At 63.6% G+C, this 21,703-nt stretch carries 24 protein-coding genes; 9 read left to right on the forward strand and 15 right to left on the reverse strand.

The annotated features are described in order from the left end of the window. The first annotated feature begins 40 nt into the window (after positions 1–40). Positions 41–2,005, forward strand: coding sequence for a molecular chaperone HtpG (htpG, locus tag ABT24_RS00575; protein WP_276727319.1), 1,965 nt, complete (start codon positions 41–43; stop codon positions 2,003–2,005). A 70-nt stretch (positions 2,006–2,075) separates the two neighbouring features. On the opposite strand, the gene ABT24_RS00580 is transcribed toward htpG, so the two are convergent. The 6 genes from ABT24_RS00580 to rpsP all read right to left on the reverse strand — a co-directional run bounded on the left by ABT24_RS00580 (position 2,076) and on the right by rpsP (position 6,124). Further along, on the reverse strand, positions 2,076–3,050 hold the full coding sequence (locus ABT24_RS00580; protein ID WP_286737285.1) for a CobD/CbiB family protein: 975 nt from the start codon (positions 3,048–3,050) through the stop codon (positions 2,076–2,078). A gap of 95 nt (positions 3,051–3,145) precedes the next feature. Beyond that, a complete protein-coding gene (locus tag ABT24_RS00585; protein ID WP_276727313.1) occupies positions 3,146–3,856 on the reverse strand; it encodes a CoA pyrophosphatase in 711 nt (236 codons plus the stop codon). A 92-nt stretch (positions 3,857–3,948) separates the two neighbouring features. Then, a complete protein-coding gene (rplS, locus tag ABT24_RS00590; protein ID WP_013105313.1) occupies positions 3,949–4,353 on the reverse strand; it encodes a 50S ribosomal protein L19 in 405 nt (134 codons plus the stop codon). A gap of 110 nt (positions 4,354–4,463) precedes the next feature. Next, the gene (trmD, locus tag ABT24_RS00595; protein WP_232054353.1) at positions 4,464–5,228 is read right to left on the reverse strand and encodes a tRNA (guanosine(37)-N1)-methyltransferase TrmD; all 765 of its coding nucleotides are present in this window, start codon (positions 5,226–5,228) and stop codon (positions 4,464–4,466) included. Positions 5,229–5,239: 11 nt separating this feature from the next. Further along, positions 5,240–5,782 carry a ribosome maturation factor RimM gene (gene rimM, locus ABT24_RS00600; protein ID WP_276727310.1) on the reverse strand — a complete coding sequence of 181 codons (543 nt, stop codon included), beginning with the start codon at positions 5,780–5,782 and terminating at the stop codon, positions 5,240–5,242. A gap of 93 nt (positions 5,783–5,875) precedes the next feature. Further along, positions 5,876–6,124, reverse strand: a complete 249-nt coding sequence (gene rpsP, locus ABT24_RS00605; protein WP_013105316.1) for a 30S ribosomal protein S16 — start codon at positions 6,122–6,124, stop codon at positions 5,876–5,878. Between the two features lie 244 nt (positions 6,125–6,368). On the opposite strand from rpsP, the gene ABT24_RS00610 reads away from it, so the two are divergent. Both ABT24_RS00610 and ABT24_RS00615 read left to right on the forward strand, forming a co-directional pair. Further along, positions 6,369–6,896, forward strand: coding sequence for a GNAT family N-acetyltransferase (locus tag ABT24_RS00610; RefSeq protein ID WP_276727307.1), 528 nt, complete (start codon positions 6,369–6,371; stop codon positions 6,894–6,896). Positions 6,897–6,905: 9 nt separating this feature from the next. Beyond that, on the forward strand, positions 6,906–7,334 hold the full coding sequence (locus ABT24_RS00615) for a TM2 domain-containing protein (protein WP_276727304.1): 429 nt from the start codon (positions 6,906–6,908) through the stop codon (positions 7,332–7,334). On the opposite strand, the gene ABT24_RS00620 is transcribed toward ABT24_RS00615, so the two are convergent. Then, positions 7,301–8,014, reverse strand: coding sequence for a TetR/AcrR family transcriptional regulator (locus ABT24_RS00620; protein WP_276727302.1), 714 nt, complete (start codon positions 8,012–8,014; stop codon positions 7,301–7,303). The genes ABT24_RS00615 and ABT24_RS00620 overlap by 34 nt on opposite strands. 32 nt (positions 8,015–8,046) lie before the next feature. Between ABT24_RS00620 and ABT24_RS00625 the strand changes: the two genes are divergently transcribed. Then, the gene (locus ABT24_RS00625; RefSeq protein ID WP_276727300.1) at positions 8,047–8,568 is read left to right on the forward strand and encodes a hypothetical protein; all 522 of its coding nucleotides are present in this window, start codon (positions 8,047–8,049) and stop codon (positions 8,566–8,568) included. Between the two features lie 57 nt (positions 8,569–8,625). Here ABT24_RS00625 and folK read toward each other — a convergent pair whose 3' ends face one another. Genes folK through ABT24_RS00650 form a run of 5 tightly spaced genes read right to left on the reverse strand, consistent with a single transcriptional unit; the run spans position 8,626 to position 13,085 of the window. Continuing rightward, positions 8,626–9,132, reverse strand: coding sequence for a 2-amino-4-hydroxy-6-hydroxymethyldihydropteridine diphosphokinase (folK, locus tag ABT24_RS00630; RefSeq protein WP_276727298.1), 507 nt, complete (start codon positions 9,130–9,132; stop codon positions 8,626–8,628). A gap of 6 nt (positions 9,133–9,138) precedes the next feature. Beyond that, complete coding sequence (gene pcnB / locus ABT24_RS00635; protein ID WP_276727294.1) at positions 9,139–10,575, reverse strand: polynucleotide adenylyltransferase PcnB; 1,437 nt, start codon at positions 10,573–10,575, stop codon at positions 9,139–9,141. Beyond that, positions 10,572–11,243, reverse strand: a complete 672-nt coding sequence (locus tag ABT24_RS00640; RefSeq protein ID WP_156053085.1) for a histidinol-phosphatase — start codon at positions 11,241–11,243, stop codon at positions 10,572–10,574. Before ABT24_RS00640 ends, pcnB begins: the two co-directional genes overlap by 4 nt. Positions 11,244–11,270: 27 nt before the next feature. Then, entirely contained in the window at positions 11,271–12,023 is a 753-nt protein-coding gene (gene hda, locus ABT24_RS00645; protein WP_276727291.1) for a DnaA regulatory inactivator Hda, read from the reverse strand. Positions 12,024–12,026: 3 nt separating this feature from the next. Next, complete coding sequence (locus ABT24_RS00650) at positions 12,027–13,085, reverse strand: AI-2E family transporter (protein ID WP_276727287.1); 1,059 nt, start codon at positions 13,083–13,085, stop codon at positions 12,027–12,029. A 155-nt stretch (positions 13,086–13,240) separates the two neighbouring features. Here ABT24_RS00650 and purM point away from each other — a divergent pair, with 155 nt between their 5' ends. Continuing rightward, positions 13,241–14,284 carry a phosphoribosylformylglycinamidine cyclo-ligase gene (gene purM / locus ABT24_RS00655; RefSeq protein ID WP_276727284.1) on the forward strand — a complete coding sequence of 348 codons (1,044 nt, stop codon included), beginning with the start codon at positions 13,241–13,243 and terminating at the stop codon, positions 14,282–14,284. 9 nt (positions 14,285–14,293) lie between these two features. Here the strand turns inward: purM and ABT24_RS00660 are convergent, their stop codons facing one another. Continuing rightward, positions 14,294–15,811, reverse strand: coding sequence for an AMP nucleosidase (locus ABT24_RS00660; RefSeq protein WP_276727281.1), 1,518 nt, complete (start codon positions 15,809–15,811; stop codon positions 14,294–14,296). Between the two features lie 162 nt (positions 15,812–15,973). Between ABT24_RS00660 and ABT24_RS00665 the strand changes: the two genes are divergently transcribed. The 4 genes from ABT24_RS00665 to rfaD are packed head-to-tail and all read left to right on the forward strand — an operon-like array spanning position 15,974 to position 19,371. Next, positions 15,974–16,294, forward strand: a complete 321-nt coding sequence (locus ABT24_RS00665) for a LapA family protein (RefSeq protein ID WP_013105326.1) — start codon at positions 15,974–15,976, stop codon at positions 16,292–16,294. Then, complete coding sequence (gene lapB / locus ABT24_RS00670) at positions 16,284–17,456, forward strand: lipopolysaccharide assembly protein LapB (protein ID WP_276727277.1); 1,173 nt, start codon at positions 16,284–16,286, stop codon at positions 17,454–17,456. The genes ABT24_RS00665 and lapB overlap by 11 nt, the downstream gene beginning before the upstream one ends. Beyond that, on the forward strand, positions 17,453–18,382 hold the full coding sequence (rfaE1, locus tag ABT24_RS00675; RefSeq protein ID WP_156053079.1) for a D-glycero-beta-D-manno-heptose-7-phosphate kinase: 930 nt from the start codon (positions 17,453–17,455) through the stop codon (positions 18,380–18,382). Before lapB ends, rfaE1 begins: the two co-directional genes overlap by 4 nt. Further along, positions 18,379–19,371, forward strand: coding sequence for an ADP-glyceromanno-heptose 6-epimerase (gene rfaD, locus ABT24_RS00680; protein WP_276727274.1), 993 nt, complete (start codon positions 18,379–18,381; stop codon positions 19,369–19,371). Before rfaE1 ends, rfaD begins: the two co-directional genes overlap by 4 nt. Here the strand turns inward: rfaD and ABT24_RS00685 are convergent, their stop codons facing one another. Together ABT24_RS00685 and ABT24_RS00690 are read right to left on the reverse strand one after the other, a co-directional pair. Further along, a complete protein-coding gene (locus ABT24_RS00685) occupies positions 19,372–20,583 on the reverse strand; it encodes a YbfB/YjiJ family MFS transporter (RefSeq protein WP_276727270.1) in 1,212 nt (403 codons plus the stop codon). Positions 20,584–20,653: 70 nt separating this feature from the next. Continuing rightward, on the reverse strand, positions 20,654–21,631 hold the full coding sequence (locus ABT24_RS00690) for a GMP reductase (RefSeq protein WP_276727267.1): 978 nt from the start codon (positions 21,629–21,631) through the stop codon (positions 20,654–20,656). Positions 21,632–21,703: the final 72 nt, after the last annotated feature.

The following is a 21,703-nucleotide window of genomic DNA, read 5'->3' on the forward strand; positions in this document are numbered from 1 at the left end:
TCTGCTTGCAGGTTTTTTCTTTTCTTTTTCCGCACGCACCATGAGCACTGAACAAACTACTCCTGCCCCTGCCGCCGCGCATACCCACGCCTTTCAGGCTGAAGTGCGGCAACTGCTGCACCTCGTCACCCATTCGCTCTATTCCAACCGCGACATCTTTTTGCGTGAGCTGATTTCCAACGCCTCCGACGCCTGCGACAAACTGCGCTTTCAGGCCATCGACGACGCCTCGTTGATGGAGGGCGATGCCGATCTGCGCATCCGCATTGCGGTGGACCCCGAGCAGCGCACCCTCACCATCAGCGACAACGGCATCGGCCTGAGCCTGGAAGAAGCGGTCGAGCATCTGGGCACCATCGCCAAGTCGGGCACGCGCGAGTTCATGCAAAAACTTGGCGACAAACAAAAGCCCGATACGGCGTTGATCGGACAGTTCGGCGTGGGCTTCTACTCCGGCTTCATGGTGGCCGAGCGCATCACCGTCGAGTCGCGCCGGGCCGGCATGACGGAGGCCGAGGGCGTGCGCTGGGAGTCCGACGGCACGGGCGAGTTCACGGTGGAAACCATCACCCGCGCCAAGCGGGGCACCGATGTCATCCTGCACCTGCGCGCCGATGCCGACGACACGCCGCACGAGGACAAGATTGACAAATACTTGCGGGTGTGGACGCTCAAAGACCTCATCGGCAAATACTCCGACCATATCTCCCTGCCTATCGAAATGCGCAAGGAGAACTGGGACGCCGAGCAGAGCAAATACGTCGCCACTGACGAGTGGGAGCAAATCAACAGCGCTGCGGCGCTGTGGACGCGCAGCAAGTCCGAGATCACCGAAGAACAATATCTCGAGTTCTACAAACAACTCAGCGGCGACAGTCAGCCGCCGCTGCGCTGGACGCATAACCGCGTTGAAGGCCGCAGCGAATACACCCAGTTGCTCTACATCCCGGCCAAGGCGCCGATGGACTTGTGGGACCGGCAGCAGAAAGCCGGGGTCAAGCTGTATGTCAAGCGCGTATTCATTACCGATGACGCCGAAAGTCTGATGCCCACCTATCTGCGCTTCGTGCGCGGGGTGATCGACAGCGCCGATCTGCCGCTGAATGTGTCGCGTGAAATGCTGCAGGAAAGCCGCGATGTGCGCGCCATCCGTGAAGGCTCGGTCAAGCGCGTGTTGTCCATGCTCGAGGACCTGGCGGGCAGCGAAGACCAGGCCGAGCGCGATAAATACGCCGCGTTCTGGACCGAGTTTGGCGCGGTGCTCAAGGAAGGTTTAGGCGAAGATTTCAGCAACCGCGAGCGCCTGGCCAAGCTGTTGCGTGCGGCCTCCACGCACACCGAAGAGGATGCGCCGAGCGTGTCACTGGCCGACTATGTTGCGCGGATGAAAGAGGGCCAGAAAGCCATTTACTACATCACCGCCGAGACGCCGAAAATCGCCCGCTCCAGCCCACAGCTCGAAATTTTCCGCAAGAAGGGCATCGAGGTGCTGCTGCTCACCGACCGGGTGGACGAATGGATGTTGGGTTTCCTCAATGAGTTCGACGGCAAGCCGCTGCAATCGGTAGCGCGCGGGGCCGTCGATCTCAGCGACATCAAAGGCGCAGAGGACAAGGCCGACGAGGCCAAGGACGACAAAGAGCCGTCTGCCGATCATCAGGCCCTGATCGAGCGCTTCAAGCAGGCTTTGGGCGAGCGGGTGAAAGAGGTGCGCATTTCCAAGCGGCTGGTCGATTCTCCGGCCTGTCTGGTCGCCGCCGACGATGGCATGAGCGCGCATCTGGCGCGCTTGCTCAAGCAGGCCGGGCGCGACGAAATGCCCTCGACCCAACCGGTGCTGGAGATCAACCCGGCGCATGTGCTGGTCAAGCGCGTGGCGACTGACGATGCCCATGCCGACGATCTGGCTCAGGTGGTGTTCGATCAGGCCTTGCTGGCCGAAGGGGGCCAACTCGACGATCCGGCGGCTTATGTTCGCCGGGTCAACGCTTTGCTGGCGGGCTGAGCCGGGGTATCCCGGGCTGAACACTTCTCCCGGGTTGGCTGTGGCCCGACCGGGGGTTCTCAGCTTGGTTTCAGCTCACCCAGCTCACCACGCTGAGCATGGCCAGCAGCAGCATCCACAGCAGCACCGAGCGCCACACCAGCCCCACCACATTGCGTAAATGCGCGGGCTGGGGAATGGCACCGGGCATCGTGGCTGCAAGGCCGCTCATGCCCAGATCGCCGTTCTCACCTTCCTGGGTCCAGCCGGGCTCTGTCGGGGCGGCGGGCGCGGCAGCGGCTGTTGCGCCGAGCCGAATGCCTACCGCGCCCGCGGCAGAGGCCAGCATCCCCCCGGTATTGCGATTGGCCCAGAGCTGCGAATAGCCGCGCCAGACATCGACGGCATCCTCGAAATTGCCGACGATGGCGTAACCGCTGGCGGTCAGGCGGGCGGGCGCCCAGTCGAGCAGGTCGAAGGCTTTTTGCGAAAAGCTCTGCAGCGCAGGGCTGGCTTCGCTGTCGGTCTGATTCCATTTGCCCGCTACATAGTCGCTAAGGCGATACAGCACGGCGCCCGCCGGGCCGATGGGCAGAATGAACCAGAAAAACACGCCCAGCACATAGCGTTGCACCGACACCAAGGCATGTTCGATGGTTTGCTGGGTGACATCGCTGGTGCTCATGTCCACGGTATCGAGCGCTTTCCACTGTTTGAGCAGGCTGCGCGCGGTGGCGGCATCGTTGTGATTGAGCGCGTCCTGGATGTCCGTGAAGTAGTGGCTGAACTGGCGAAAACCGAGGGTGAAATACAGCACCGCCACATTCCACGCCAGGGCCAGCAGCAGGCTGTAGTGCAGCGCGACGAGATAAATCGCCAGTGTGATCAAGGCGGGCAGCAACACGGCGATGAACCAAGCCGCGACGCCGTGATGCGGCCGTCCCGCATCGAAGTTGCGCGCGGCAACATCGGCCAGACTCTGGCGCAGCCGATACACGGCGCTGCCGCGGCCCAGGGGTTTGAGTTGCTCGACAAGCAGGGCGATCAGAACGGAGAGAAAAGCCATGCATCTATCCTAAGGCAACCCTGAACAAGCCTTTTGCGCCTCGCAGCTTCGTTGGGCCGTGTCGTTGGGCTGTGCGGGAAGGGCTGGGCTTGGCCTTACGCAACCAGCAAGCGGTACAAATTGCGCAGCATGGCGGCCGTCGCGCCCCAGATGACGTAGCGCTGCCCGTTTGCGACATAGGGCATGACCAGAAAGCGGCGCCGCACGGCAACAGGGTTGGGCGCAACATCGTTGCCCGGCCTCCACTCCCTAAGCTCGTGATGCCGGGGGTTCATCAGGAAAGCCAGCGGTACTTCGAAGACCTCGCTGACCTCGTCGGGTTGAGGCTGCAGGTTTTCAGCGGCGGGAATGAGCGCCACCACGGGGGTGACGGCGTAACGCGATGCAGTGCAATACAGCGGCAGCGTGCCGAGCACTTCGGCCCCCGCCGGGCGCAGGCCGATTTCCTCATGGGCCTCGCGTAGTGCGGTGGCGGCAGGATGAATGTCCTGGCGGTCGCAGCGCCCGCCGGGGAAACTGATCTGGCCGGCATGTTCGTGCAGGTGGAGATTGCGGCGGGTGAGCAGCACCTGCAGGCCTTCGGCGCGTGGTACCAGTGGAATGAGAACGGCGGCGCCTCGCAGCGCTTGGGAACTCAGGCGTAGTGAATCTTCAAACAGCTCCGGTGTCCACGCGGTGGGTGAGGCAAAGCGGCGCCGCAGCCAATCCGGCTCAAGCCGCTCCGGGGCGACGGCGGGCAGACCGTCATCGCGGCCGATCAGGTCAGCGCTTTCGGGGTCGATGGGCGTGAGGCGAAGAGTGGACACGTTTGATGTAGCAAACAAAAAAGCCGACGTGCAGTGCAAGTCGGCTTCGGCGGTGACCCGGCAGGGCCGGTATGACCAGGGACAAACGCTGATTAGGCCTCTGCAGTTGCGTTTGCCTGAGCCGCGGCGGCAGACTTGAGCACCAGTTTTTCCTTGATGCGTGCGGACTTGCCGGAGCGGCTGCGCAGGTAGTACAGCTTGGCGCGGCGCACATCACCACGACGCTTGACTTCGATCGACGCGATCTGCGGCGAATACAGCTGGAACGTACGCTCCACGCCTTCGCCGGCCGAGATTTTGCGCACGATGAAGCTGGAATTCAGCCCACGATTACGCTTGGCGATCACCACGCCCTCGTAGGCCTGGTTACGTTTGCGGTTGCCTTCAACCACCTTGACGGACACGATGACGGTGTCGCCCGGGTTGAACTGCGGAAAAGTTTTGCCAGCGCTGACGCGGGCGATTTCTTCCTGCTCCAGAGTTGCGATCAGATTCATTTCATGCTCTCCAATGATCTTGCCGTGCCGGTGTGGGTCAGTTGTGGTTGCCGCAGCGCTGATGATGCACTAACAAGTGCAGTTAGCCTAGCGGCTAGGCCAGCAGAGGATCAAACCTGAAGAGTATACCCCAGAGCAGCCAGAAATCGCAGATCTTTCTGGCTCAACTGGTTGGCAGCCTGCATCTGCGCGATCAGGTCAGGGCGCCGCTGCAAGGTCAGGCGCAAAGACTGTTCCCTGCGCCATTGAGCGATGCGGGCATGATCGCCGCTGAGCAGGGCTTCGGGCACGCCGTGGCCCTGATAGTGCTCGGGCCGCGTGTAATGCGGACAGTCGAGCAGACCGTTGGAAAAGCTGTCCTGCTGGGCTGAATCGGCGCTGCCCAGCACGCCTGGCAGCAATCGGCAGACGGCATCGAGCAGCGCCAGGGCCGGAATCTCACCGCCCGAGAGCACGAAGTCGCCCAAGCTGATCTCCGCGTCCACCCGGCGGTCGATCAGGCGTTGATCCACACCTTCGTAGCGGGCGCAAAGCAAGGTCACGCCACCGGATTGGGCCAGGTCTTCCACGAGTCGCTGGTCGAAGCGCCGTCCGGTCGGCGAAAACAGCCAAACCGGGGCTTGCGGGTGCGATGCAAGACGCCGGTCGTCGGCGATGGCGTCTAGCGCTTGTTCCAGCGGCTCGGCCAGCATGACCATGCCGGGGCCGCCGCCGTAGGGACGGTCATCGATGGTTCGGTGCGCATCGGTGGTGAAATCGCGCGGATTCCAGCATTGCAGTTGCAACTGTCCCGAGTCGAAGGCGCGGCGCGATACGCCGTGGTACTTCAGCGGCTCGAAATAGGCGGGAAACAGGCTGATGACATCAAAGCGCAGCATGGGGCGGGTCAGTCGTAACTGGCGTCCCACAGGGCGATGATGGTCTTCGCGGGCAGATCGACCGACACGATGTAAGCCTCGACGAAGGGAATCAGCCGTTCGCGCGGTTTGGCGTCCGCGCTGGTCTGCGGAATCTGCACGCGCAAAACGGCGTGGGCGGCGCTTTCCATCAAGCCAATGACGCGGCCGAGATCGGCCCCTTCCGGGCTGCGTACCTCGCAGCCGATCAGGTCGGCCCAATAGAACTCGCCCTCGTCAGGTGGGGGAAAGTCGGCACGTCGCACGGCGATCTGACGCCCGCGCAGCGCTTCGGCGCCGCTACGGTCTTCCGGTCCTTCGAGCAGTGCGACCAGGGCGCTGCCGTGACGCCGAACCAGACGTACCGCAATCGGCGTGGGCTCGTTTTCAAAGCCTGGACGGCTGAGCCACCAGGTCTTGGATTTGAGCAACGCGGTCGCTTGCGGGGCGTCCGGGGCGACCTTCACCCAGCCGCGCACGCCCCAGGCGTCGAGGATATGCCCCACGAGGTAAAGATCGTCTGGAATGGCCACGTTACAAGCCGGTGCGCGAATGAAAAATGCAAGTAAAAAGCGGGACGACTTTTCAGCCGACCCGCTGCAGGCAAAACCCGTCAGGCTGACCGATCAAGCAGACTTCTGCGCGGTTTTCACCAGGCGCTGCACGGTCGGGGAGACCTGTGCGCCCACGCTGGTCCAGTGGTTCAGACGCTCGGTCGCAATGTGCAGGGGCACTTCGGCGCCACGGGCAACCGGGTTGTAATAACCCAGGCGCTCGATGTAGCGACCATCACGACGGCTACGTGAATCGGTGGCGACGATGTGGTAGAAGGGGTGTGCCTTGGCACCGGCACGGGTCAGACGGATCACAACCATTTTGCTTCCTTGTCAAAAGAATGAGAGCCAACGAGGGGGTCGTGGGCCATGTGTTTGGGCATCGCTTGGGTCAAGCGCTGGCAACCAACCGCGTGGAACCAGGCTTTCTGGGTAGGTGCCTTGCAGCAAATACCGGTGTTGTAGGGCAGCCGTCCGTCGGACGAGTATTGCCTTCAAAAACTTGGGGCGCGGCGCTCGAATAAACTCGCCATTATAAACATGCCCATCTCCCATATTGCACTTCATGCCTGAATTCACCATTCGCGCCGCCGCTGCGGCAGATGTACCCGCTGTCACCGCCATTTATGAACACCATGTTCTGCATGGCACAGGCACCTTCGAAACCCTGGCGCCTGACGAGGCCGAGATGCTGCGCCGTCTGCAGGAAGTGCAGTCGCGCGGGCTGCCTTGGTTGGTCGCCGTGCGCGGCCAGGAGATCATCGGCTACGCCTATGCCAACTGGTTTCGAGCGCGCGAGGCTTTCCGGTTTACGGTCGAAGACTCCATCTACATTGCCCCGAACGGCTTGCGTCAAGGGGTTGGCGGCCAGTTGCTTGATGCCTTGATCGACTCATGTACCCGGAGCGGGATGCGGCAGATGCTGGCTGTCATCGGAGATTCCGCAAACGCCGGTTCAATCGGTCTGCACCGGGCGCGTGGGTTCGAGGAACTGGGGCGCATGCCGGCAGTTGGCTGGAAATTTGATCGCTGGCTCGATGTCGTGTTCATGCAATGCGCGCTGGGTGCGGGCGCCGAAACCTCTCCGATTTGACGGCCCGCCATGACTGCTCAGACCGGGTTCAAAAATAAATTCACCGCCGCTTTACTGGCTCTGCTGACCGGCGTGCTTGGCGGTCACCGCTTTTACCTGCGCGGCTTGCGAGATCCGTGGGCCTGGCTGCACGGCCCCTTGTTTCTATTGGGTTTGCTTGGGGTTTGGCGCTTTGTCGCCCATCGTCAAGATGACCCGCTGACTTGGGCTTTGCTGGCGGTTTTTGTTGCCGTGGTGATCGCTGTGGTGGTGCAGACCCTGGTGATCGGCCTCACTCCGGACGCCAAATGGGATGCGCGCTGGAACGCGGCGGCTGACCGTCGCAGTCAGAACGGCTGGGGCCCGGTGCTGATCGTGATCTTTGCGCTGTTCATGAGCGTGGGTTCGCTCACCGGTGGGCTCGCCTATGTGCTGCAGCGATTCTTTGGCGGCAGTTGAGCTCTCACCCCGCTGTGGGGGGGATCAGACGTGGCCGATGTCGGTAGCCCCGCGCCGGCCAATCCAAGCACGGCTTGGATGCGATCTTCCACATTGGCTTCCGCTCCCAGCTGGCCGTCGATGATGAGCATTGCCAAGCCATGTGTAATCGACCACAAATACAGCGCGGCGTCAGGTACTTTCTCGGGGGGCAAGCGCAGGCTCAACCCGGCGCTGAGCTTGTCATAGGTTAGCTGCCTGAGTTGCCTGATCGGCCCAGAGGCGTTTGAGGCCAAGCGAAACCCTTCGCCAAACATGAGTCGATACAGATTGGGGTTTGTGCAGGCAAAACGAATATAGGCCGTGCCAGTCTCGCGCATGCGACCTTTGGCGTTGGTTGGCGCTTCTTTGAGTTGATGCGCAAACTCGGTAAACCCTTGCTCCACGAGAGCAAGCGTGAGGGCATCGAGATTGGCGAAATGGTGATAGACCGAAGGTGCGGCCACGCCCACGCGACGCGCAATCTCGCGAACACTCAGTGACGCCGGACCTGACTCTTCCAGCAGCACTCGTGCGCTGGCCAATAGCGCGGCTCGCAAGTCGCCGTGGTGATAAGAGCGGGCTGGCTTGGAATACGGACGTGTCACATCACAGCTTTCTTTACTTGTAATACTAACGGCGTTAGGATTTGTGGCGCCCATGATGCTTGCCTTTATTTTCTGGATGCCCTGCCATGAACTACCTTCAGCACATACCGACCTATGTCTATGTCGTTTTCATCGTATTGATGTGGATGGGTGTTGCCCGCTGCTATCCCCGCAGCATTCGGGTCGAGCGCTTGACACTCATGCCGACGCTCATCGTCATTCTGGCTGTGCGCGCTTACCTGCAATTGTTTCCTCAACCCGGCCTGATTGACCTGGCTGCTTGCATTTTGGGTACGGCTGTTGGCATTCGGATTGGCTGGCAGCACGCTCGGGGCTGGGTGGTGCAAGTGAATCTGGAGACGCGGCGGCTTGCCGTGCCCGGCGACATCCTGATGTTGGGCATTATTTTCGGGGCATTTGTGTTCGAGTTCGCGCTGCATTTTGGAATTGCGACGCACGCGGCGTGGATTGAGTTGCCGGTTGCGCAACCAGGGGCCGCATTCATCTGGGCATGGTTAGCCGGTATGACTGTGGGGCGCAATGTCAACTTGGGTCTGCGTTATCGTGCCGCCGTGCAGTCGGCTGCAAAATTGTCGGAGGTTCATTGACCATTGCTGCTCGATTTCGCGAAACGAAATGGGGTCTGACCTGCGCCTGAACCTATCTCACAGCGGCCCGAGTTTTTCGATCGCCTGACCTTCGGCGACGCGCTGTTCGGCCAGTTCGGTGACGCGCGTGCCGTCGATGCGGCCTTCCAGCCAGATTTCGGCCAGCGGGGCCAGCACGAAGGCGCGCTGTGCTATACGCGGATGGGGCAAGGTCAGACGTTCGCTTTGGCGTTGCAGACTGCCGTAGAGCAGAAGGTCGAGATCGAGGGTGCGTGGGGCGTTGATTTCGCCGCTGGGGCGCTGGCGGCCGAGGTCGGATTCGATGCGCAGCAGCGCGTCGAGCAAGGCGTCGGGCGATAGGGCGGTGCGCACCAGAATGACGGCGTTCCAGTAATCGGGGCCGCTGGCGTGTTGCGGTGCGGTGCGGTAGAGGCTGGAGCGGGCGGCGACGCGCGTCAGCGGCAGGGCATCGATGGCTTGCACCGCAGCACGCAGGGTGGCTGCGCCGTCGCCCAGATTGGCGCCAAGGGCGACGAACGCTTCGACGTCATCGGCGCAGGACATCGCGTTTCACTCGGAACTGTCGTTGCTGGCGCCGTCGGCAGGGTTCGCTTCAGACGGCTTTTTGCGCCGCCGCCTCCGCCGGGGTTTGCTGGCTGCGCTGGGCTGCGGCGCGGTGGCGAGCATGTCGGCACGGCCCTCGGCGTCGGCGAACTGGAAAGCCTCCCACCATTGCACCAACTCCGGCTCGGCCTGGCCGCTGCGCGCGCGCAGGCTGAGAAAGTCGTAGGCGGCGCGAAACCGTGGGTGTTCGACCAGACTATTGGCATAGCGCGGGGTGCGGCGTTCGAAGCGCGATTGCAGTGACCAGATTTCGCGCATGTCGGTGGCGATGCGCCGCTGGATGGCCAGGCGCTCGGCCTGGGCGGCCAGCACTTCGTCAGCGGCCTGATCGAGCGCCATGAGGGGGGCGATGCCTTCGGCCAGCAACGCGTTCCAGCGTTGCTCCACGTCATGCCAAAGCAGGCAGGCGAAGAGGAAGCTGGGGCTGGCGGTCTTGCCTTGGGCGATGCGCTCGTCGGTGTCTTGCAGCGCATTGGTGATGAAGCGCTCGCCCTCGGGTTTTTCCAGCACGGGATCGAGCAGCGGCAGCAGGCCGTGATGCAGGCCCAGGCGGCGCAGTTGTTGCAGCGAGGCGACCGCATGGCCGGTCTGCAGCAGCTTGATGGTCTCGTCGAACAGGCGAGCGGCCGGCACATTGGCGAGCAAATCGGCGCTGGGGCCGATGGGCGCGAGCGTGGCCGGGTCGATATCGAAGCCGAGTTTGGCGGCGAAGCGGGCGATGCGCAGCATGCGCACCGGGTCTTCGCGGTAGCGGGCAGCGGGGTCGCCGATCATGCGCAGGCGCCGCTCTTTGAGGTCTTTCATGCCCCGGTGGTAGTCGACCACCACGTCGCGGATCGGGTCGTAATAGAGCGCGTTGATGGTGAAGTCGCGGCGCTCGGCATCGTCGTCGAGCGTGCCCCAGACGTTGTCGCGCAGCACGCGGCCGCTGCTGTCTACCGCCAGGGTCTTGTCGGCCAGGGCGCGGCGCGAGGTGCGCTCGTTGCCGTCCACAGACTCGGCGGCTTGCGCATCGTGCAGGGCGCGGTAGGTGGAGACCTCGATGATGTCGCGGCCATACATGACGTGCACGATGCGAAAGCGTCGGCCGATGATGAAAGCGCGCTTGAACAGCGGTTTGACCTGCTCGGGTGTGGCATTGGTGGCGACGTCGAAGTCTTTGGGCTTGAGGCCCAGCAGCAGGTCACGCACCGCGCCGCCGACGATGTAGGCCTCGAAACCCGCCTGCTGCAGGGTCTGCACGGTGTTGCGGGCGTTCTGCGAAAGGCGGCTGGCGTCGATTTGGTGCTGGGAGCGGGGCAGGTCGCGGCGTTGGCCACGGTTTTGCGGGTTGGTTTCGGCTTTGTTCGCGGTGAACAGGCGGCTGATGAATTTACGGATCATGTCAACAACTGAAGTGTGGGCCAGCCTTTTTCCTGGGCGACGGCGGCCAGCAAGGGGTCTGGATGGACGACCACGGGGTGGGTGGCGTGTTCGAGCAGGGGGCGATCATTGATGGAGTCGCTGTAGAACCAGATCTGGTCGAAGTCGTCCCAGCCCAGTCCTTGCGCGGCCAGCCATTGTTCGGTGCGAACGATCTTGCCTTCGCGGAACGAGGGAATGCCCACCCAGTTGCCGGTGTAGCGGCCCTGCGCGTCGCGTTCGAGTTCGACGCCGATGAGGTGCTCGACGCCGAAGGCGTCGGCGATGGGGCGGGTGACGAAGGTATTGGTCGCAGTCACGATGCAGCACAGATCGCCTGCGGCTTTGTGACGGTCGACCAGTTGCTGCGCGGCCGGTTGCATTTGCGGCTGCACGACGTCGCGCATGAAACCGGCATGCGCGGCGTGCAGTTCGTCGAGGTCGCGCCCGGCAATCGGCTGCAGGGCGAAACGCAGATAGGCGGCGAGATCGAGGGTGCCGGCCTTGTACTGCCGATAGAACGCCTCGTTCTGCTGGCGGTGTTGCTCGGCATCGACCCAGCCCAGCTCGGCAACGTACTGCCCGAAGGCATGGTCGGAGTCGAAAGGAATCAGCGTGTTGTCGAGATCGAAGAGGGCGAGCTTGCGCATGGAGTGTGAAGGCTGGGTCTGTAGGGGTCAGCCTGAAACGGATTCGGGCGACGCCGCGTGCAGCAATTGCGGCTGTGCGGCCAGCAGCGATTTGAGCAGAGGCACGGTGGCCGGTCGCTGCGCGGCCAAAGCATAGCGGTCAAACGCGGCCATCAGCACACCCAGCTGTGACAGGTCGCGGCTGAGGTGGGTCAGCATGTAGTGCAGCAATTCGGGGCTGAGTGAGTAGCCGCGTTCGTGCGCCAGGCGCTGAAGCACTCGGGCGCGCACGGCGTCGTCGGGCGCTTGCAGGCGCAGCGCCAGCCCCCAGCTCAGGCGGGTGCGCAGGTCGGTGCGCAGGGGCAGCGCGGCTGGGGCGGCGTTGCCGCAGGCGAGAAAGGCGAGCTCGGCCGAGCGGGCGGCGTTGTATAGGCCGAACAGCCAGTCCTGCTGCCAGTCGGAAAGCTGCTGCGCGTCGTCCACCGCCAGCAGGCCACCGGCATGCTGGGCGAGCAGATCGGTGACATCGGGCCAGGCCGAGGCGGGGGTTTGCGGGGTGAGCAGCAGCGCCCAACGTCCTTGTTTTTGGAGCTCGTGGCAGGCGGCCCACAGCAGGTGGCTTTTGCCGCTGCCGGTCTCGCCCCAGAGATACAGCGCACTGTGGCGGCGCTGTTGCAGCAGATCATGCAGGGCTTGCAGCGCCAGCGCATTTTCGGGCTGAACGCCGGGATCGAAATTGTCGAAGCTGCGTTCATCCTGCCATTCCAGCGGCAGAATCTGCTGGCGCGTGGTTTGCAGCATGGGTCAGACGAACAGCGCGCTCTGCCGGTACCAGGCCAGCAGGCGGCGCACCACGACCAGCAGCACGGCGCCCGCGGGCAGGGCCAGCAAAATGCCCCAGAAGCCGAACAGGGTGCCGAAGGCCAGCAGAATGAAAATCACCAGCAGGGGATGCAGACCAATGCTCTCGCCGACGAACTTCGGGGTGATGTACATGCTTTCGATCAACTGGCCGATGCCATACACGATGGCCACGGCAATCACGCCGTACCAGCTCAGAAATTGCAGCGCCCCGGCCAGCAGTGCTAGCAGCAGGCCCAGGCCGAAGCCTACATAAGGGACGAATACCGCCAGCCCGGTGAAGATGCCCACGGGCAGGGCCAGATTGAACCCGGCAATCACCAGGCCGAGGGAGTAATAAAACGCCAGAATCAGCATGACCAGCAACTGTCCGCGCAGATACTGGCCGAGGATGACGTCGCAGTCGTGAAAAAAACTCAGCACGGCGTCGCGGTGTTTGGGGGGGATCAGACCGCGAATTCGCACCAGCGTTGGCTTCCAGTCGAGCAGCAGATAAAAGGCCACGACCGGAATCAGCGTCAGATTGCCCAACAGGACCAGCAGACTTATGCCGCCAGTGCTGGCTGAGCGCAGCAGCAGCCCGGCCCAGTCTTCTCCGTGCGCGGACAGGTATTTGGACAGGGTCTGCTGCACGCTGGCGGTATCGAACTTCACATGAATGTCGAATCGCGCCAGCAGCGGGGTGCCCCAGTTGATGATGGTCTGGAGCAGCAGCGGGAATTTTTCGCGGATTAAGGGCACGATTTCCGTGACCACAGGCACCAGCAAGAGAAAAAGGCCGACGAAAAGACCAATGGCCACGATGATCGCCGCCGCAGCGCCCAGCGCACGCGGAATGCGTCGCCGCTTGAGTCGCTCGACCAGCGGATGCAGCACGTAGGCCAGCGTCAGCCCGACGAGAAAGGGCATCAGGATGCTGCCGAGCAGCCAGATCAGCCAGAGCGCGACAAGGCCGATGCCCAGCCAGATGAGGGCATTCTTGACGGGAGGGGTCAGGAGCATGGGAGCGGTCGGGGCGTCGGGGAAAAAGGCTTGCGCAACGGCGCCAGCGTCGGAGCGAAGCAGCAGGCGCGGGCGCGCTCTCGATAAAATCTGCGCCTTGGCATTTTATGCGGGGCGGGTGCTGCGCCCCCGTTCCTCTTCCTCTGCTGCCCATCATGCAAAAAACTCCCCTGACTTATCGCGACGCCGGTGTGGATATCGACGCTGGAGATGCGCTGGTCGATGCGATCAAGCCCCTGGCCCGGCGCACGCTGCGCGACGGCGTGCTGGCGGGTATCGGCGGCTTCGGGGCGCTGTTCGAGGTGCCCAAGCGCTATCGCGAGCCGGTGCTGGTGTCGGGCACGGATGGCGTGGGCACCAAGCTCAAACTCGCGTTCGAGTGGAACCGACACGACACGGTGGGTATCGATCTGGTGGCGATGAGCGTCAACGATGTGTTGGTTCAGGGTGCCGAGCCGCTGTTCTTTCTCGACTATTTCGCCTGCGGCAAGCTGGCGGTGCAGACCGCCACGCAAGTAATCGGCGGCGTGGCGCAAGGGTGCGAGCAGGCCGGTTGTGCGCTCATCGGCGGCGAGACCGCGGAAATGCCTGGAATGTATCCGGCGGGCGAATATGACCTGGCGGGTTTTGCCGTGGGCGCGGTGGAGAAGAGCGGCATCATCGACGGCCGCACCATTGGCGCGGGCGACCGGGTCATCGGCCTGGCGTCGAGCGGCGCGCATTCCAACGGCTATTCGCTGGTGCGCAAGATCATCGCTCGCAGCGGGCCAGGTGAGCTGCCGACGACACTGGACGGACAGGATTTCCGCAGCGCGGTGATGGCGCCGACGCGCATTTACTGCAAATCGGTGCTGAAGGCGCTGGCACAGCACACCATCAAGGGCATGGCCCATATCACCGGCGGGGGTTTGAGCGAAAACATTCCGCGCGTGCTGCCCGAAAATGTGCAATGCGTGCTCGACCCTTCCACCTGGGGCCAGACCGAGCTGTTTGCCTGGCTGCAACGCGAAGGCGGCGTGGATGACGCCGAAATGCGCCGCACCTTCAATTGCGGCGTGGGCTTCGTCCTGGTGGTGGCCGCGGCCGAGGCCGAGGCCGTACTCGCCACCCTGCGCGCCGAAGGGGAGACCGGCTGGATCATCGGGGAGATTCAGCCGCGTCCTCATGCCGATGCGCATCAGGTGCGCTACACGGCCTGAATTCAGGCTTTACTGAAACGCGACTTCGTCGAAGCTGCGCAGCTTGCGGCTGTGCAGCCGCCCCATGGTCTGCTGACGCAGCCGCGCGATGGCGCGCAGGCCGATGCGCAGATGCTGCTCGACTTGCTGGCGATAAAACTGGTCGGCCATGCCCGGCAGCTTGAGCTCGCCATGCAGCGGCTTGTCGCTCACACACAGCAAGGTGCCGTAGGGCACGCGGAAGCGAAAACCGTTGGCGGCCACCGTGGCGCTTTCCATGTCGAGCGCAATCGCCCGGCTCTGGCTGAAGCGCCGATCGGGGCCGGGGTAGGGCAGTAGTTCCCAGTTGCGGTTGTCGGTGCTGGCCACGGTGCCAGTGCGCAGCACGCGCTTGAGTTCGTAGCCGTGCAACTGGGTGATGTCGGCCACGGCGCCTTCGAGCGCCTGTTGCACCTCGGCGAGCGGCGGAATGGGCACCCACAGCGGCAGTTCCTCGTCGAGCACGTGGTCTTCACGCACATAGCCATGCGCCAGCACGTAGTCGCCCAGGCGCTGCGAGTTGCGCAGTCCGGCGCAGTGGCCGAGCATGATCCAGGCGTGCGGCCGCAGCACGGCGATGTGGTCGGTGATGTTTTTCGCATTGGCCGGGCCGACGCCGATATTGACCAGGGTGATGCCGCCGTGACCCGGCAGGATGAGGTGATACGCCGGCATCTGCGGCAGTCGGGTGGAGGCCTGTCCCTCGGTTCGCGCCGCGCCCTGGGCGGTGGCCCGGTGGGTGATGACGTTGCCGGGTTCGACGAAGGCGGTGTAGGGCGCGTCGTCGTCGGTCGCAGACGCGGCGGGCTGGCTCATCAGAGCATGCGCCATGCGCACGAATTCATCGACGTAGAACTGGTAGTTGGTGAACAGCACGAAGTTCTGGAAGTGTTCGGGCGCGGTGCCGGTGTAGTGCTGCAGGCGGTGCAGCGAGTAGTCGATGCGCGGAGCGGTAAACAAGGCCAGCGGCATGGGCTGGTCGTTTGGCGTGTCGTGGGTGCCGTTGGCAATGCCGTCGTCCATCGCGGCCAGATCGGGCAGATCGAAAATATCGCGCAGTTGCTGGCGCTGCTCGACGCTGAGATGGCCTTCGACATGCGCCTGACCCGCAAAGCTGAAATGCAGCGGAACTGGCTGTTCACCCACCCCGATTTCCAGCGCAACGCCGTGGTTGGTCAGCAGCAACTGGAACTGGGCGAGCAGATAGTCGGCGAACAGATCCGGCCGGGTGAGGGTGGTTTCGTAAACGCCGGGAGCGGCAACAAACCCGTAAGCCAGTCGCGAGTCAGGGTGAGCGACGCTGTCGATGCGTACCCGCACCACCGGATAGCAAGCCCGCACGCGGCCGGGCGGCAGCGTGCCCGCGATGAACTCGGCCAGCTTGTCGCGCAGATGGGTGACGGCGGCGGTATAGAGGGCCTGCATCTGATCGAGCGCGGCTTGCGCATCGGTGAAGACGGCGCTGGCGGTCGGGGCGGGGCAATGCAGGGCGTGAGGGCGGTGCGACATGTTGCGGGCTGATGGCGAGAGGTAGCGAGAGGTGGCGGAACGATGGCCGGTATTGTCCACCCGGAGTTTTTCACATCACCACACACCGCTGCACGGCAAGCACCCAAGAATGCAATATGCTTGCTCGGTTGCCCCTATCTTCCTTGTTTCGGTTTTATTTCCATGCGCATCCTGAGCTGGTTTTTGCGGTTGGTGGTCTTCCTGCTTTTGTTCGGTCTGGCGCTGAACAATCTGGAGACCGTGACCCTGCACCTGCTGTTCGGCACCGAGTGGCGCACGCCCATGATCGTGCTGCTGCTCGTGGTGTTCGCCCTCGGCGCGGTGCTGGGCGCGCTGGCGCTGCTGCCTTCGTGGATGCGGCACCGCAAACAGGTCCGGCTGGCGCGCAACAGTGAGCCGCCGCCCAAACCGTCTGCTGCCACCGCCGTCGCCCCGGCCGATTTCCCGCAGCATCCGATCGACAGGCCGATCGATGGAGTTTGATCTTTGGTGGCTGCTGATCCTGCCCCTGATGTTCGCGCTGGGGTGGCTGGCGGCGCGCGTGGACCTGCGGCAGGTGGGCAAGGAGCGCGCCCTGCGGCGTGATGCCCCGCAGGCCTACTACCGCGGTCTCAACCACTTGCTCAACGAGCAGCAGGACAAGGCCATCGACGCCTTCATCGAAGCCATGACCGCCGATCCCGATACCGTCGATCTGCACTTTGCGCTGGGCAATCTGTTTCGCCGCCGTGGGGAATATGAGCGCGCGGTGCGGGTACACCAGAACCTGCTCGCCCGCGCCGACCTGCCGCGAGAAGCACGTGAACGTGCGCAACTTGCCCTGGCGCAGGATTTTTTCAAGGCCGGGCTGCTCGACCGCGCCGAATCCGCCTACGAAGATCTGCGCCGCAGCGTCTATGCCTCGCAGGCGCTGACGGCGCTGCTGCAGATCAGCGAGCGCACCCAAGACTGGAACAAGGCCATTGCGCGTGCCGGCGAACTGGAGCTGCGCGCCACCGGCGCCTATCAGCGGCAGATTGCGCAATATTGGTGCGAGCTGGCCGTGCAACATCACGCGGCAGGGCGGGCGCAGCAAGCCCAGCAGTCGCTCGACGCCGCGCTGCAGGCCGCGCCTCAGGGCGTGCGGCCGCGCTTGCTGCGTGCACAGTGGGCGCAGCAGCACGGTGAACTGGAATCGGCTTTGCGCATACTGGAATCCATCGATCTGGTGCAGCCTGAATTCATTGCGCTGGCGGCGGTGCAGATCGCCCAACTGCGTCAGCAGCTCGGGCAGGTGGCCGAAGGGCTGATGTGGTTGCGTCAGCGTTTGCAGCAGACCCCGGCCATCGACCTGCTCGACGCCGTGCTGCTGCTCGACCCCGATCCCGCCTCGCAGGCCCGGTGCGCGCAGGACTATCTGCAGTCGCATCGCAGCCTACTGGCGCTCAAGCGCGTGCTCGAACACCCCACGCCCGGCGCCACCGTGCCCGAAGCGGCAGCCGCCATGCAGGGCGCGGTGGACAATGCCTTGCGCAGTCGCCAGCGCTACCGCTGCGCGGCCTGCGGCTTCGAGGCGCGGCAATATTTCTGGCACTGTCCAGGCTGTCAGGGGTGGGAGACTTATCCGCCCCGTCGCCTGGAAGAACTCTCCCTTCTTGGATCATGAACGCAGAACAACTCGCCCAATCCCGTGTGCTCATCGTCGGTGACGTCATGCTCGACCGTTACTGGTTCGGTTCGACCGATCGCATTTCTCCCGAGGCGCCGGTGCCCGTGGTGCGCGTGCAGCGCGACGAAGACCGAGTGGGCGGCGCGGCCAACGTGGCGCTCAACGCCGCCGTGCTGGGGGCGCAGGCCACGCTGCTGTCGGTGGTCGGGGCGGACGAGCCGGGCCGCAAGCTGGTCACGCTGCTGGTCGACACCCCCATCCGCAACGCCATGCGGCAAGACCCCACGCTCAAGACCACGGTCAAGTTGCGGGTGGTGTCGCGCCAGCAGCAGCTTATCCGTCTGGATTTCGAGCACAAGCCCGATCACGAAGTGCTCGCCGCGATGATGGAGCGCTACGAGCAGGAACTGGCCTTCCACGACGTGGTGCTGCTGTCGGACTATGGCAAAGGCGGCCTCGAACACCTCGACCAGATGATGAATCTCGCACGCACCCAGGGCAAGACCATTCTGGTCGATCCTAAGGGCCGCGACTACAGCCGTTACGCCGGCGCCACCCTGCTGACGCCCAACCGCGCCGAGCTGGCGCAAGTGGTGGGCGACTGGAGCAGCGAGCAAGACCTCACCGCGCGTGCGCAGGGCCTGCGCAAAAAACTCAGCCTCAAGGCGCTGTTGCTGACGCGCTCGGAAGAAGGCATGAGTCTGTATACCGAGACCGGTGAACTGCATATTCCCACCGAGGCCAAAGAGGTGTATGACGTTTCAGGCGCGGGCGACACGGTAATTGCCACGGTGGCCGTGATGCTCGGCGCAGGGCTTTCCATGGAAGACGCGGTGCGCACAGCCAACCGGGCGGCGGGCATTGTGGTCGGCAAGTTGGGTACCGCCAGCGTGACGCCGAAGGAACTTTGGGGAACGACATGAGAGTCATCGTCACAGGTGCGGCCGGTTTCATCGGCAGCAATCTCGTCAAAGGGCTCAATGCCCGCGGCATTACCGAGGTGATCGCGGTGGACAACCTCACCCGCGGCGACAAGTTTCACAACCTGGTGGACTTGCAGATCTGCGACTACCTCGACAAGACGGTGTTCTTCGAGCAGTTCGCCAGCGGCCACTACGGCAAGGTCGAGGCCGTGTTTCACCAGGGCGCCTGTTCCGACACCATGGAACACGATGGCCGCTACATGCTCGACAACAACTACCGCAGCAGCCGCATGCTGCTCGACGCTGGTCAGAAGCAGGGCGTGCGCCTGCTCTATGCGTCCAGCGCCGCCACCTACGGCGCCAGCAGCGTGTTTCGCGAGTCGCCCGAGTTCGAGCGCCCGCTCAACGTCTATGGCTACTCCAAGATGTTGTTCGATCAGGTCGTGCGGCGCGTGCTGCCGCATGCCACAACGCAGATCGCGGGCTTTCGCTATTTCAACGTGTACGGCCCGCGCGAACAGCACAAGGGGCGCATGGCGTCGGTGGCGTTTCATCACTTCAACCAATACCGCGAACACGGCCAGGTCAAGCTTTTTGGCGAATATCAGGGCTACGGCCCCGGTTTGCAGGAACGCGATTTCGTCTGGATCGACGATGTGGCGGCCGTCAATCTCTGGTTCTTCGATCACCCGGGCAAGAGCGGTATTTTCAACCTTGGCTCGGGTCGTGCGCAGCCGTTCAACGATGTGGCGCAAACCGTGGTCAACACCCTGCGGCAGGAGGCTGGGCAACCGGCTTTGAGTCTGGCGGAATTGGTGGATTGCGGCGAGATTGCCTACATACCTTTTCCCGATGCGCTGGTCGGAAAATACCAATGTCACACCCAGGCCGACCTTAGCCATTTGCGCGCGGCGGGCTGCACCCATCACTTCGCCACGGTGGAAGAAGGCACCGCGCAATACATGCGCGCGCTGCTTGCCGCGTCCTGATCAACTCCGCTGCGCTTGCCGTGCGGCGTCGCGCAGCATCACCAGTAAAAGCCCCATGCCCGCGAGCATCACCACTGCTGTGATGACCAGCGCGCTGCGGTAGCTCCCCGTTTGCGCGGCAATCGAACCGGCCATCGCCGGGGCGACAATTTGCGCCACGCCGTAGCTCAAAGTCAGCCGGGCCATGGCCTTGGCGGGGTTGTCGGGAAAGCTGCGGCCGATCAGCGTGAGCGTGAGACTGACGATGCCCACGAACGTGCCGCCGTACAGCACGGCGCTGAGCAGATTCAGCGGCAGATTGAGCGTCATCGCGGGCAGGATGATGGAGACGGTCTGCAGCCCGAACGCCAGCAGCAAGGCCTGGAGCTCGCCCATGCTGCGCGCCAGCCGATCCCATACAAAGCTCGACGGCGCCGCGGCAAGCCCCACGATCACCCAGACCCAGCCGCCCTTGTCCGCCAGCGCAGGCAGTTTGTCGAGAATGGCGACGATAAAGGTCGCGCTGATCACATAGCCGAAACCGGCGCAGAAATAGACGGCGATGAACAAAGCCATCCAGCGCCTCGGGGGCGGAACGACAGCGGTTTTTGCACCAGCGCCCCCCAAGGGCCCGGATGCCGCGGGCGAGGGCAACCATAGCCAGGCGGGCACGAAAAACACCAGACCGAGCAAGCCCAGCCCCATCCATTGCTGCGCCCAGCCGAGCCGATCCATCATGGCGCCAACGGCCAGACCCGAGACCACGACGCCCAGCCCCAGCCCGGTGAAATGCAGACCCAGCTCGGGCCGGTGACCGTGGCGGATCAGCCAGTTCAACGCCAGGCCCGAGGCCAGCAGCAGCCCCGCCGTACTCGACAGCCCGGAGACAAACCGCAGCACCGCCCAGACAGCGGTGTTGTCGGTGAAGCCCAGTGCGGCGGTCGTCACCACGGCCAGCACCAGCCCGATGCGATACATCACGAACTTCTGCCGCAAATTGCCCACCGCCGCGGCAATGAGTGCGCCGGTGATGTAACCGGCGTAATTGAAGGTCGCCAGCCAGCCCGCTGCCAGGTTGGTGAGACCGGCCTCGCGGTGCATCACCGGCAGCATGGGGGTGTAGGCAAAGCGCGCGAGCCCCACCGTGAGGATGAGGGCGCAGATGCCTGCGAACAGCACACGCAGGCGCGCGCCGTTGCTGGCGATCGGATGGGGGGATTGGCGGGTTGGCATGAAGGGGCGCAGAGCTTGCGGCGCTCGTAGCGCTCGCAGCAGATGCTACCCCCAGCCCCCTGCAAGCGGCTTACATCAGCACATGTTCGCCGGCATTGTTCTGGCCGAGGATGATGTAGTTGACCTTGCGGATGTCGGCGAGTTGCGTGCCCCCGGCATAGGAAATGGAGCTTTGCAGGTCTTCCTCCATTTCGCGCAGGGTGTCGGCCAGGCGGCCCTTGAGCGGCTCCAGAATGCGTTTGCCCTCGACGTTGCGGTAGGCGCCCTTGTTGTATTCGGAGGCGCTGCCGTAATACTCCTTGAACAACTGGCCATCGACTTCCACAATCTTTCCCGGCGACTCTTCGTGACCGGCCAGCATGGAGCCGATCATCACCATGCTGGCGCCGAAGCGCACGCTCTTGGCGATGTCGCCATGTTCGCGGATGCCGCCGTCGGCGATGATGGGTTTGGTCGCCACTCGCGCACACCACTTCAGCGCCGAGAGCTGCCATCCGCCGGTGCCGAAGCCGGTTTTCATGCGGGTGATGCACACCTTGCCCGGGCCGATGCCCACTTTGGTCGCATCGGCGCCCCAGGCTTCGAGATCGATCACCGCCTCGGGGGTGCCGATATTTCCGGCAATGACAAAGGCTTGCGGCAGCTTGTGTTTGATGTGCGCGATCATGCGCTGCACGCTGTCGGCATGACCGTGGGCGATGTCGATGGTGATGTAGTCGGCGCCCGTGCCTTCTGCGGCGAGTTGGTCGATGAGCGCCTTGTCGTCTTCCTTGACGCCCAGCGAGATCGAGATGAACAAATCGGCATCGCGCATCTGGCGGGCGAAGGCCGCGACATCCACATCGAAGCGGTGCATCACATAAAAGTAGCCATTGGCCGCCAGCCAGCGACAGACGTTGGCATCGACCACGGTTTTCATATTGGCCGGCACCACCGGCAGGCGAAAGCGCCGCCCGCCAAACTCGGTTGACGGGTCGCACTGGCTGCGGCTCTCCACCCGGCATTTGCGCGGCAACAGCAGAATGTTGTCGTAGTCGAAGATGTCCATCACAGTCTCCAGAAGCGGCGCACGTTGGCAGCGCGCACAAAAAACCGGGCGGCAAGAAATTTGCAGCCCGGT

The organism is Thiomonas sp. SCN 64-16, assembly GCF_001725585.1.
Taxonomy (GTDB): domain Bacteria; phylum Pseudomonadota; class Gammaproteobacteria; order Burkholderiales; family Burkholderiaceae_C; genus Thiomonas; species Thiomonas arsenitoxydans.